The 12,156-nt window shown below is 41.8% G+C and carries 14 protein-coding genes, 4 tRNA genes and 1 rRNA gene; 1 reads left to right on the plus strand and 18 read right to left on the minus strand.

Going from position 1 to position 12,156, the window contains the following annotated elements; genetic code table 11:
• Window positions 1-13: 13 nt before the first annotated feature.
• The 16 genes from OXPF_RS07785 to hflX all read right to left on the minus strand — a co-directional run bounded on the left by OXPF_RS07785 (window position 14) and on the right by hflX (window position 10,781).
• Window positions 14-985: a DUF3991 and TOPRIM domain-containing protein gene (locus OXPF_RS07785; protein ID WP_054874632.1), complete on the minus strand. Its 972-nt coding sequence runs from the start codon at window positions 983-985 to the stop codon at window positions 14-16.
• 103 nt (window positions 986-1,088) lie between these two features.
• Complete coding sequence (locus OXPF_RS07790) at window positions 1,089-1,994, minus strand: ParB/RepB/Spo0J family partition protein (protein WP_054874633.1); 906 nt, start codon at window positions 1,992-1,994, stop codon at window positions 1,089-1,091.
• Complete coding sequence (locus OXPF_RS07795) at window positions 1,987-2,802, minus strand: ParA family protein (protein WP_054874634.1); 816 nt, start codon at window positions 2,800-2,802, stop codon at window positions 1,987-1,989. The genes OXPF_RS07790 and OXPF_RS07795 overlap by 8 nt, the downstream gene beginning before the upstream one ends.
• On the minus strand, window positions 2,757-3,158 hold the full coding sequence (locus tag OXPF_RS21700; protein ID WP_160317177.1) for a M56 family metallopeptidase: 402 nt from the start codon (window positions 3,156-3,158) through the stop codon (window positions 2,757-2,759). The genes OXPF_RS07795 and OXPF_RS21700 overlap by 46 nt, the downstream gene beginning before the upstream one ends.
• Before the next feature lie 18 nt (window positions 3,159-3,176).
• Window positions 3,177-3,527 carry a M56 family metallopeptidase gene (locus tag OXPF_RS21705; protein WP_083479758.1) on the minus strand — a complete coding sequence of 117 codons (351 nt, stop codon included), beginning with the start codon at window positions 3,525-3,527 and terminating at the stop codon, window positions 3,177-3,179.
• Window positions 3,528-3,529: 2 nt separating this feature from the next.
• Window positions 3,530-3,892, minus strand: a complete 363-nt coding sequence (locus tag OXPF_RS07805) for a BlaI/MecI/CopY family transcriptional regulator (RefSeq protein ID WP_054874635.1) — start codon at window positions 3,890-3,892, stop codon at window positions 3,530-3,532.
• 331 nt (window positions 3,893-4,223) lie between these two features.
• Window positions 4,224-5,261, minus strand: coding sequence for an MtaA/CmuA family methyltransferase (locus tag OXPF_RS07810; protein ID WP_054874636.1), 1,038 nt, complete (start codon window positions 5,259-5,261; stop codon window positions 4,224-4,226).
• Between the two features lie 33 nt (window positions 5,262-5,294).
• Window positions 5,295-5,432, minus strand: coding sequence for a hypothetical protein (locus OXPF_RS22860; RefSeq protein ID WP_201779688.1), 138 nt, complete (start codon window positions 5,430-5,432; stop codon window positions 5,295-5,297).
• A 91-nt stretch (window positions 5,433-5,523) separates the two neighbouring features.
• Complete coding sequence (locus OXPF_RS07815; RefSeq protein WP_201779689.1) at window positions 5,524-6,597, minus strand: nitrogenase component 1; 1,074 nt, start codon at window positions 6,595-6,597, stop codon at window positions 5,524-5,526.
• A 15-nt stretch (window positions 6,598-6,612) separates the two neighbouring features.
• A complete protein-coding gene (locus OXPF_RS07820) occupies window positions 6,613-6,873 on the minus strand; it encodes a hypothetical protein (RefSeq protein WP_054874637.1) in 261 nt (86 codons plus the stop codon).
• Between the two features lie 581 nt (window positions 6,874-7,454).
• Complete coding sequence (locus tag OXPF_RS07825; protein WP_054874638.1) at window positions 7,455-7,859, minus strand: hypothetical protein; 405 nt, start codon at window positions 7,857-7,859, stop codon at window positions 7,455-7,457.
• Between the two features lies 1 nt (window position 7,860).
• Window positions 7,861-8,160: a DUF2089 family protein gene (locus OXPF_RS07830; RefSeq protein WP_054874639.1), complete on the minus strand. Its 300-nt coding sequence runs from the start codon at window positions 8,158-8,160 to the stop codon at window positions 7,861-7,863.
• 217 nt (window positions 8,161-8,377) lie between these two features.
• Window positions 8,378-8,454, minus strand: a tRNA-Arg gene (locus OXPF_RS07835).
• A gap of 102 nt (window positions 8,455-8,556) precedes the next feature.
• Window positions 8,557-8,632: transfer RNA gene (locus OXPF_RS07840), tRNA-Gln, on the minus strand.
• Window positions 8,633-8,741: 109 nt separating this feature from the next.
• A tRNA-Gln gene (locus OXPF_RS07845) sits at window positions 8,742-8,817 on the minus strand.
• Between the two features lie 131 nt (window positions 8,818-8,948).
• Window positions 8,949-10,781 (minus strand): GTPase HflX, encoded by a 1,833-nt coding sequence (gene hflX / locus OXPF_RS07850; RefSeq protein ID WP_054874640.1) that lies wholly within the window; start codon window positions 10,779-10,781, stop codon window positions 8,949-8,951.
• 158 nt (window positions 10,782-10,939) lie between these two features.
• Here hflX and OXPF_RS07855 point away from each other — a divergent pair, with 158 nt between their 5' ends.
• Complete coding sequence (locus OXPF_RS07855; protein WP_054874641.1) at window positions 10,940-11,872, plus strand: cation diffusion facilitator family transporter; 933 nt, start codon at window positions 10,940-10,942, stop codon at window positions 11,870-11,872.
• 30 nt (window positions 11,873-11,902) lie between these two features.
• On the opposite strand, the gene OXPF_RS07860 is transcribed toward OXPF_RS07855, so the two are convergent.
• Window positions 11,903-11,977, minus strand: a tRNA-Asn gene (locus OXPF_RS07860).
• Between the two features lie 53 nt (window positions 11,978-12,030).
• Window positions 12,031-12,147, minus strand: a 5S ribosomal RNA gene (gene rrf, locus OXPF_RS07865).
• Window positions 12,148-12,156 lie beyond the last annotated feature (9 nt).

Raw genomic sequence — 12,156 nt, forward strand, 5'->3', positions numbered from 1 at the left:
ATTTACTCCTTCCTTATATAATGGAAACCGCCGCCCGGTCGGGGCGGCTTCTCTGCTCCCTCAGCGCCCGGATTTCAGCCAGCAGCGCCTCGTTATAGTCCTTGCCTATATGCGGAGGGGAAACAGTGATGCAAAGCGTCCGGTCGCGGAGACCTTCATCCTCATAGACCGCCGCCCGGATTTTCTCCACGGCTTCCAGACCGGTTTTATCCTGATCCAGCCCCAGCACAATATGGCTGACCTTGGAATGCTCTTGTAGAAAGTGCAGCAGTGCCAGGGGGGATACGCCGCTCAAAGAGAGATAATGCAGGCTGTTCCATCCGGCGCTCCGGTACTTTTGCATTGTTGCCATGGAGAGGGCGTCAATGGGAGCCTCGGCTACCATCACGACCTCGCCGGGAGGGGCGGCTGCCGGGAGCAAAAATCCATACCGCTTGTCGCTGCCCTCAATATCCTGCCGGAAGCCGCCCGTGATGGCGCGGACGCAGGCAAAGCGTACCCTTCCTTTTTCATTCCGCTGACCGACAAAGACACAGTTATGGTATTTGCGCCCTTCATAGAGAATTTTGGTCTCCATACATTTCCGGAGGATATCCTGATCAATACCCCGGCTCCGCAGATAGGCAAAAGCGCGGTCGTTGTTGCGGTTTCTGGCTGGCAAGGCAAAGGCTTTCGGCTTTTTGGGCGGCGGAGGCTTGCCGGGGACAGCGGGAAAAGGCCCGGCGCGGGCTTCATAGACAAGCGCCTGAACCGCCTCCGTAAACTCCATACCCCGTACCCGGATCAGGTAATTCAACGCTGTTGTGCCGCCGAAGCCCCGGCTGTGCCAGTGCCATTTCCCATTGGAAACGGTCAGGCTGTCATGATCGCGCAAACGGTATTCATGGCCGGTCTTTTTCAGGTTGTTCGGTTCATGTTCAAGCAGATAGGCAAGAATATCCACCTGCTTGGCTTTTGCAATTTGTTCCTCCGTCACCCATGGCATGGCGGCACCGCTCCTTTCTTTGGAAATTTGGGGGCAAAGCAAAAAACAGGGCGCTCGCCATCATCAGCGAACGCCCTGTTTTTTACTTTGTCCGGTATTCAGTTTAACTGACCGCCTGCTTTCTATGCCAGCTTTCCAAAAGCCCCAAAATGACCTTTTCCATCTGCTTCGGCGTGTAATCTTTGGGGAAATACTGTTTCAAGCGGCTTCCGGTCAGCGTCACTTTGACCGGCTCCTTTTTTTCCTCCGCCAGAATGGAGTCCATGACCGGGAGTGTCAATTCCCCGGACTGGCTGAGCTTTTTCAGCCGCTGCGCCTGGGATGCGGAAGGGGTTGCTTCATATTTTTCCATACATTCCAACAGCCATGACTGTTCCTTTCGGCTCAGCTTATACAGATGGTCTGCCGCAATGGAAAATCCGATTTTATCCGCGTCAACCATATCAAGCAGGACAGGAACCAATTCAGTCAGGTGTACATACCGGTATATTTGGTTCTTGCTCTTGCCGGTCTGTGCCTCTAAGACTTCTACGGACAATGTTCCGGGGTCAATTCCGTCCACCTTGCGTCCGCGGTGGCATAATGCCTCCATCTTCATGCGGAGCGCCCAGGCCAATTCGCTCGGCAGTACCTTCTCCTGCGGCAGATTGGCATTGACCATCAGGATCGTGGCAGTATCATCGTCCATTTCCCGAATGATGGCTGGAATATGTTCCAGTCCGGCCAGTTCACAGGCCCGCACAATCCGCTGACCTGCGACAATTTCATACCCTTCCGCAGCAAGAGGACGGATAAGGCAAGGGAGAACCGGGCCTCCTTCCTTGATGCTTTCTACATTTTCCAGCATGGCTGCATCTTCGCATACCCGGAAAGGGTAGTTTTCAAAGGGATACAATTCGCATAAGGGGATTTCGACAATCTGCTCCCGCTCCGCGTTTATGGAGATCGTGTTGGACTGAAAGATTTCATCATAGCTGACAAGAGCCAGCGCACCGTTGGTTTTAGGCACTTACACGCACCTCCCTAATACGGGGGCCATACGCGGCCAGGAGCTTTTCCGTCAGGTTTTCATAGGCGGCGGCGACCTTGCCGCACGGGTCATGGGCATAGATGCTTTTTCCCAGCTTGGTGATCTCAGAAGCTCGTACCGAACGCGGAATTCTCCCGAATATCGTGAGCTTATCGCCATACGCCGCCGTCAGCGTTTCGATGATTTCCCGTGCGTCGTTCGTGCGCTCATCTACCATTGTCATAAGGATGCCGGTAATGGAAAGGCCCGGATTGATCTGACGGCGCACACGAGCGATGGTTTTGAGAAGCAGTTCCAGTCCCTTTGCGGACAGATATTCCGCCTGAACGGGTATGAGAACGGAATCAGCCGCCGCAAGCGCGTTGATGGCGAGCATCCCCAGCGAGGGCGAGGTATCCACAAGGATAAAGTCATACATCGGCTTTACAACTTCGATGTATTGGCGTAAAATGGTTTCACGGCTCATGGCATTGACAAGCGAGATTTCCACGCCGGAAAGCTCGATGCTGGCAGGCATAAGGTCAACGCCTTCCCCGTGATGGATAATCCCCTCCGATACCGGCAGGGGATTATCCTGTAGTATCCCGCTCATCACATGCGCGAGGGTGACGGGCAGTTCGTCCGGCTTTGGGAAGCCCAGGCTGATTGTGAGCGACGCCTGTGGGTCGTTGTCGATCAGCAGGACTTTTTTGCCCTGCCGGGCAAGGCCAATTCCGAGATTGGCTGCTGTGACCGATTTTCCTACGCCGCCTTTTTGGTTTGACAGCGCGATAATGGTTGCAAACATGGGAATGTGATCTCCTTTCTACGATAAAAATAATAGGGGCAACGCTTAAATCCGCTCATTTGCGGGGATTTATTGGTTGCTCCTATTATTACACATTCCCAATGAATGGAAAGAATAAGGAAAGATAAATACTTAATCACATGGTCATGCCGCCTTATGTGGGTTTTTTCATGCAATATTATATAGCTTTTTTCATTCTCATTAAGTCCTGACGGGATATATATTTTGGGTTTAAATAATCCCAATACAAAAGGAGTTTTTAAATTTTCTGATTGGTAAATATTTTCATTAATAGCTCTGGAACCTTCAAGGAATTTTTTGAGACGTATCATCGACATAATGCTGTAAATAATCATAACGGTCATGCCAATAATCTAGATATAGCCGGCAATTAAAAATAGAATTTGCAGAGGATTTGCGTTCATTATAGGAGCAGTATTCGGAATGAGATTTACGGCGCTTTCTGATATATCTATGCCACCTTCAAATTGCGTCAAAGACTGCATTCCAATATCGACCGGAATAGGCCGCGATTTAAAAGGGATAAGGCTTAAATCACTTTCAAATGAAAATGGGATTATAAGCCTGAAGCCTGCAACTGTCCATAGTGCATATGATATAGCCTTTGGTGCTTTTTTTATCAATAGCCGTACCAGTACAATGGCAGCAATAACATAACTTGCTGTAATATTCATATTAAAGATAGTAATAAATAAATTCAACATGTCTAATCCTCCTTGTGCCGGTCAATGAGTTTTTTAAGCTCTTCTGCCTGCCTGTCGCTTAATTTGCCGCCTCCTATAAATGCTGTCAGGAATTTTGGCAAAGACCCTCCGAAGGTATCCTCAACAAATCTTCTGCTTTGCCCTGCGTAAAATTCATCCTTTTTTATAAGAGATGATACAACTGCATTTTTATTTGTAAAAATCCCTTTATCACAAAGCTTTTTTAATACTGTATATGTGGTGGATTTTTTCCACCCCAGTTCTTTTTCGCATAGCCTCACCAATTCACCTGAGTTTATCGGTTCATGCTGCCATATAAGCTCGGCAAATTTGGTTTCACTCTGGGCAAGTTTATAATCAATCATATATTTTCCTCCTGGTCTATATAATATCGACCTCCATTTAAGTCTACTTCATATAGACCAACATGTCAATAAAATAAATACTGCAATTCCTTTTACATACCTTTAAAAATAAAAGAACCCTCCAAGCCTGAAGAGTTTTTTTATGAGCTATATATAACCATTTGTTTAACTAAAGAGTTACTTTAATGTGGGGATATATTAATCTCCGATAAACATTCTTTGATTAGTAACTTAATAGTCTGTATGCAGCCCAGGTGGTTTGCGACGGTGGAAGAAGGCTAAAGGCAAGCCCCTGCCATCTGCTATCGCTAATTACGTTTCCTTTTTGCTATCAAGCATGATAAACTCCTCCGGAAACCGCACCCGTTAAGGCTCTAATGTTTTTAAGAGACGTGGAAGTTGAAAGCCCGCAGGCCGGTGCTATTATATCAATGCCTTTTTCAACCAGCCTGGATGTATTTTGACGCACTGACTCTTCATTGCCGAATTCAAGCAAATAAGTGCTGATATTGCCCATAACAGTTGTATCTTTAAGCTCTTCCTTCAAGGAGTGCAGGTTAACCATGGCATCAGTGCTGATGGCATCACACCTTAAGTCTTTTAAATTTCCCGTTACGCTACCTACCTTTCCGCAAATGTGGATAATGACGGGAACACCTAACTTGTGAATAGAGTCTGCTAACTTATTTAAATAAGTAACGGCATATTCCGCAAATATTCTGGGCCCCAGGATCTCTCCCGTTGCAGTAGGGTCAGCTATGGATATGACGGCTGCGCCGTTATCTACAAGAAGACGGGCATATTCAATTAAAGCATCGGTCACATAATCTAAAACCTTGTGGGTCATATCCTTATTTTTATATAATTCCTTCAAAAAAGTCATGGGATCAGTTATGGAGGCTGCCGTACTGACCGGACCTGTTACGCTGCCGATTACGGGGACATCAGGCTGCTTTTTTGATAATGATGCTATAGATTGAATGACGATCTCTGTCCGAGGGCTTTTAGCAACTGCAGAAACAGGCAAAAAATCTACATTGTCAACTGACGCATAGGGTTCGCGAGCAATTTTAGGTTCGCATTTTAGAGAGCCTAAATCCACCTCGCTGCCTAAGGCTTCAGCTTCCACTGTCATACAAAAGGGTATGCCTATATTTTCAAAGCCTGTCAGGTTAAATACATCGTCGGCAAGCTGGCTCATAAGCCTCCAGTCTCTGTGCGCATCAGGCAGGGTATGTCCTGTAGTTTCCATGATTTCTACGATGGCAGAATTCATCATGCCGCCGGGACAAATAACCGGAGGACGCTCCACACCCTTTTTGTTTAGGGTCCGGAGCAATCTTTCCTTTGGTGTAAAAAAATCTCCCATAAACCAATCAATTCCTTTCCGGATTATAATTTATTATCTTGCGGCAACAGCTGCACTAAGCAAATCCTCAATTAAGGTCAAACCTCCGGCAAAGCCTGTATACCCGCGGCTTAGCACAGTACGATTGGATACCGGAAAGCTTATGCTAAGATGAGGAGCATTGATTTTCAAGGCCAGAGCTCGTTACAAGGCTCTTCCTATTACAAAGGCAGGTGAAAGTGTTTCGGAATATATATCCGATTCTTTTTTGGGTAAAGCTCATTTATATAGCGGATTGCCTCGCTGGCATTGGTGTCAAATACCACTTTGAGTCCGGTCGGAGATGCAAAAGCGTAAGTTTTTTTCTGATTTTGTCCTGCTGATCCTCGTTTAAAACATCGGTGAGCTTGGTGAACACAGGGATCCATCCCAAATCATCCGATAAAAAACGTGTAACTGCTACCGCATAATTCACATCTCCTACCACAACAGCATACTTTTGCAAATCACTGTCGTTATACACATCCATTAGAGGCTCTATATATTTATAATATTTTCTGTTTTCTTCAGTTACTATTGAATCCACGTTTACATTTAGGTTTATTTCCTTCGCTACCTTTCTAAGAAGAGCTTCGCTAGTAGTAGGACCTATGGGAAGAGTTGCTGTGATATAGGGGATGCCATGGATGTCTTTGTATACCTTTGCAGTTTCAATGCCGTATACATCCGATAAAACGATATTCAGCTCAGCACTTGAAGAGCTTTTAAGGACATCCAGGGAATCTTCAATTGTAAAAAAGGTATTTACCCTTAATCCTATATTTTCTAAGAGATGCCTGATACCGATAAGATTGCCCCGCCAGAAGCTGTCCATATAGGGTACGATACCTAAAATATTAACTGTACCTTTTTCTTTTTGCAATCCTTTTTTCACATACTGTTTCACAATTTCTGAAAGCACGATATCATAGCCAAGATAGGAATTTCCTTTAAATCCACCTGTGTTAGCTGAAACAATATCTATACCATTTTCTTTATATTCGGCAGTAACTGCCCGGATGTCATCGCCGATAATTTCCGTGACACAGCCTGTAATAACAACGAACAGTTTACCTTCCATAATTTCAAGAGTCGTTCTGATTTCCTCATTCAAACGGTCAGTTCCCCCGAAAACAATATCGTTCTCGCCCACATTGGAGCTGGGTACATTCAAACCACCGCAATAGCCGCCTACCTGAAGGCCGGAGCCGCCGTTTTGAGACCATGCAATATTGCCCGCGCAGCCGCTTGCACAATGCAGAATGGGATTATATCCGGCAGGGCTTCCAATGTGGAAAGTGCGCCGCCTAAAGAACATAGGTATCTCGGTCTTTCAATAAAGCTGCTCATGCCTTTTCCTCCCTCTTAACAAAATCCTCCGGTAGCCTTCCTCTTCAAAAAAACCTTTCTTTTCAGCAACGACGAAAGGAGCATCAGTACAATCGGATCTGGACCATGTTTTGATTTCATAAACCTCTTTTCCGCTTTCGTCAACTGTGGGTTTTATGGCAGTGCGCTCTTTTTTGCACGCAGCCAGCACTCCGGTTAAAAGAGCCAAAACAATAGTCAGAGCTAATAAACTTCGTACTTTCATTTTATTTTACACTTCCTCTTTATAAAATTTTATTTTGAAAATCCCTGTGAAGTCTTGAAACCTAGTGCACAACATTTTCTTCCCTCCAGGTAATCACACGCGATTCAATCCATGAAATCAAATGCTTTATCAAAAGACCCAGTAATGCGATGATTACCACAGCCACAAACAATTCTTTGATTTTAAAACCGGCAGATACAACTGTAGAATCTAAATGCAACGTATTTAAAAATGGTTCTAGTTGCAGGTTTTAAAATAGTAAAGATATTGATACGTGACAATACACACAAAAGAAGCCCATCACATTTCTGCAATCGGCTTCTTTCCATAAAAATCGATTTTACTATTGACGGCTTATGTCGTATTTTCTATCCTGCTTTCCTTATCCCATTTAATCCGGTATAATAACCGCTTTGCGGTTACCATATCATAAAATAAAAATCGCTCCTTTGGAATGATTGCTCGATTCTCATAGAAACGATTTTGTGTCATTAGTACAAAATAGATGTACTAACAACTTGTCTGAATTTTCATTAACAAGTCATGTTTCATAAACTTCACCTTATGCTCATAATAAATACTTACTCAAGGTCTTGAATATTCATTTTCTCTAACTGACTATTCTTTCTGATGTTTTCCCTGCAAGCAAAGTAAACTATTAATAATATAGCGGTAGGAATGTTATATAAAAGAAAAACAATAAGCATTTGAAAAATAGCAGTACCAGTGTTCATAATTGGTTGTTTGTGCTGTTCAATTATACTTTCTTCAATTACTGTTCCATCTGGAGCAAGTTGTTGCATTGTGAGTTCTCCGCTCGTGTACATAGGCGTATTTCCCAAAACAACAATTAGTGAAAAAATTAGACAGATCATAGGTAATATAAGCCCAAACCATTTGCTTTTTCGTTTCGATAAAAATATTTGAAGTAAAATTCCTCCGATAACGAAAATAAGTAAAAAAAATATATTCTTTGATATAAGCATATTACAGCTCTCCTTTCATTTTTTTGTATTCTGAAATCAAGAGTTTAGCTGTATCAAAATCCAACTTATCATTGACGGCAAGTCGTTTGATTAGAGCAATATACGGCTCTCTCGCTGTATCATCACTTATTTGAATTTTCTGTATTAGTTTATCAAGTCTAAGTCTTACCGTAGGGTAGGTAACACCGTATTGACTTGCAATCTCTTTCAATGATCCAGAAGCCAAAAGAAATTTTTTGATAAATGATATATCTTCATCATCGAGATTTAACATCCATTCAGGTACAATTTCTATTGCCACTTAATCTCCTCCTTTAAATAAAATTCATTATATGCTTTAACATTATTAAAGTCAAGTAGTAAGATTAAGCTTAATAAAATAACGACAGATGAGTAACCTCACCTGTCGTTTGACAAAACTAATATAAATAATCTGAAATTCGAATATATTTTAAGTATAACATAAACAATCAGGCTAAGACAGATACAATTCTACATCCATTTTAGCCTGATAACCTTGGTGCGCCCGACAGGATTCGAACCTGCGACCTACTGACTCGGAATCAGGAACTCTATCCAACTGAGCTACGGGCGCGTATTTGTATTATTAATATTAGCATACTGATAAACAAAAATCAAATTATTAAGAAGGTTTATAGGATTAAACAAAAAAGGCCTTATGGCCTCTCTTATATAGTGGCTGCCGATGCAGGACTCGAACCTACACATCCCTGATCCAGAGTCAGGTGCCTTACCAATTTGGCTAATCGGCAATATAAACCAGTTCATTTACTTTTAGCTGTAAAATATATTATAAACTCTTAAGAAAACATAGTCAATATATTAATATATTACTTAGATGAAAGTAATTGGATAAATAAATGGCTGCCGATGCAGGACTCGAACCTACACATCCCTGATCCAGAGTCAGGTGCCTTACCAATTTGGCTAATCGGCAACAACATTGATAATTATATAATGTATTAAAATAAAAATCAATAAGTTTTTAACTTAAATTTAAGAAATATCACCATTTATTACTATCTTATTATTTGTTAATTTATGTTTATTTTATACAATGAGAAACCGCTATTCAAAAGCAATATAGTCTCTATATTTTTCAATAGTTGCTTCATCTGTCTCTACAGTTATTACTGCTGCTATTTCATCATATTCTTCTGATAGGACGGTGCATTCCTTATATAAATAAGATTTTAAACCCATCTTGTCGTAAGGCAGCCTTATTTCTACCTTTTTAAGCTTATCATAGAGCCTTTGTTCTATCATTGAAATCAAATCTTCAATGCCTGTTCCATAGAGGGCGGATATCTCCGCTACGTTTTCATGATTTTCATAAAGAAGATTTAAACCATCGGCAAATTCGATTTTATCAACCTTGTTAAGTGCCAGGATTGTAGGTTTATCCAATGCATTCAGCTGTCCTAATACATTATTTACAGCCTTAATCTGCTCATGAGCGTTTGGTGCGCTGGCATCCACCACATGAATAAGCAGATCCGAATATGCTACTTCTTCTAGTGTAGCCCTGAAAGCGTCTACCAGGTCATGAGGCAGCTTTCTAATAAAGCCTACTGTATCTGAAACCAGTATTTCTCTGCCATTTGGAAGTTTTATGGATCTGGTTGTAGGATCTAATGTGGCAAATAGCATATCTGCTTCCAATACATCTTCCTTTTTAACCTGGGAATCTGTCTGAAAGTCATGAGCCAGTCTGTTCCTTAAAGTGGACTTCCCTGAATTTGTATATCCGATTAATGATACAATGGGGATTGAATTAGACATTCTTTTAGCTCTTTGAATTTCCCTGTTCTTTTTAACCTCATTAAGGCCTTTCTCCAGTTCATTAATTCTTTCTCTTATATGCCTTCTGTCAACCTCAAGCTTCTTTTCTCCCGGTCCCCTGGTACCTATTCCCCCTCCTGTTCTTGATAAAACCTTACCTAAACCAATCAATCTGGGAAGCCTGTATTTAAGCTGTGCAAGCTCTACCTGAAGTTTTCCTTCCATTGTCAAAGCCCTGCTGGCAAATATATCAAGAATAAGGGTGGTTCTGTCTATAACTTTTGCACCTATGGTTTCTTCCAAGTTCCTTACCTGAGCCCCCGATAATTCATCATCAAATATAACGGTATCAATGTCATAGGATTGGGTTACCAGACTCACTTCCATGGCTTTACCTGACCCTATGTAGTATGCTGTATCGACTTTGCTTCGCTTTTGAAGTATTTTTCCTGCAACTTCAGCACCAGAAGCTTCGGCAAGCTCACTTAATTCGTCTAATAAATCCTCATCACTTCCCATACCGTCAGGTGTATTTAATCCTATTAAAAGCACTCTTTCTTTTCTCTCGTCCTCAGTAACTGATGCTGTATCTGCAATGATGTGTTTCTCAATCTCTTTTATGACATTTAATATATTGATGCTTAATATTGTATTCAAATCATAAGGACCTAATATGTTATATTTTTCTGTCAGAGCACCTTCCACTGGATAGAGATAACCGGTATAAACATTAGTAACCTTTGAACCTTCTATGCCGGCTGCAGCTATACAATCGAGACGCAAATTTATCAAGGCGGATATATCCACTTCAGATAAATTTCCGTTGCCGCCCGGATGGGTATGTATGCATCTTACCCCTGACAGCCTTCTGTTTCCCCTTCTGAAGCTTATTATAGGCAGGCTGACTGTGGCAAAATCGCCTATGGATACATCAACCACCTTGCCTCTCCTGTTTATAAAAACCGATATCTCCTTATTTATGGCTGAAGTAACTTCAGCCATAACATCGAGTATTTCAGAACTTATTAATTCTTCTATGCTTACGTTTATATCGTAAAGACCATCCAACCTTTCCAAATATGAATCTTTTATGCCCGTCACGTTTCCATTTACTCTCATAATATCACCAGCCTGTATGTTTATTGCATTTTTTGACTTGCTATATTAGTTTACCATATTAATATAATATTTAGTATTCGGACTTGTAATTATTATTTTGCATATAAAATTAAAAAATGCTTAATTTAAATACATAATAATTAGCGAGGAGAATCTTAATGGATGACAAGATGCGAATAGTATTGGGTAAAAAGGCATCAAATGTGGCACTTATAGTCAATATATGCCTTATGCTTTCAAAGGTTTTTACCGGTTTCTTAGCTCACAGCACTGCAATAATTGCCGATGCTTTCAATAATGGCACTGATATATTTGCTACCTTGGTAGTATTCGGAGGACTTAGAATTGCCTATTTGCCTCCAGATGAAAAACATCACTACGGTCATGCGAAAGCAGAATCTGTTGTATCTAAAATTGTAGCTTTGATAATTATGCTCACAGGTTTTTTCATAGGCTGGAGTGCTGTAAAACAGATAATTTCCTTTGAGCTTGATACTCCCGGTTCGTTAGCCATATATGTATCCGCTGCTTCAATTTTAGCTAAGTTCTTTTTATATAAATATACAAATAGAATAGGCAATTCAATAGGCAGCTCATCCATTGTCGCAGATTCATACAATCACCGCTCAGATGTCCTGGCATCTTTGTCTGCCATGGTTGGAATCGCAGGAGCAAGGCTAGGCTACCCTATACTTGACCCTATTGCCGGTATTATAGTATCTGCAATTATTTTAAAGACAGGGATTTCTATTTATATTGATGCAATCGAGAGCCTGATGGACACTGCACCAAATGCCGAAACCATAAAATCCATAGAAAAAAGCGCTGAAAATACCCGTGGTGTTATTGAAGTAAACGACCTGAAAGCAAGAAAGCATGGGGCTAAATACTGGGTGGATTTGAAAATATGTGTCGATAAGGATATTACTGTCGAGGAAGGCCACAACATAGCCTCAAATACCAAGGCAAATATTATTAATAATATTGAAGATATTGCCAATGTTTTGGTACATGTAAATCCCTGCCACAGAGTTGAAGAAAATAAAAAATATGATTGTATAAACTGCAAAAGAGAAAATTCAGTCCAATAAAAAAATACGCACATATGCGTATTTTTTTATTGGCTCCTTGGATTGGATTCGAACCAACAACCCTCCGGTTAACAGCCGGATGCTCCACCATTGAGCTACCAAGGAATATTGGTATGTGCAAAACACATACCTTAGAGTTCGCTGCTGTGAACTCTCTATACCGGCGACGACTTACTCTTCCACCACGCTTCCATGGCAGTACCATCAGCGTACCCAGGCTTAACCTACGTGTTCGGTATGGGAACGGGTGTGACCCTGGGGCTATTGCCACCGATTATGATAAC

Origin of the sequence: Oxobacter pfennigii (assembly GCF_001317355.1) — a bacterium.
In the GTDB taxonomy this organism is placed as follows: domain Bacteria; phylum Bacillota; class Clostridia; order Clostridiales; family Oxobacteraceae; genus Oxobacter; species Oxobacter pfennigii.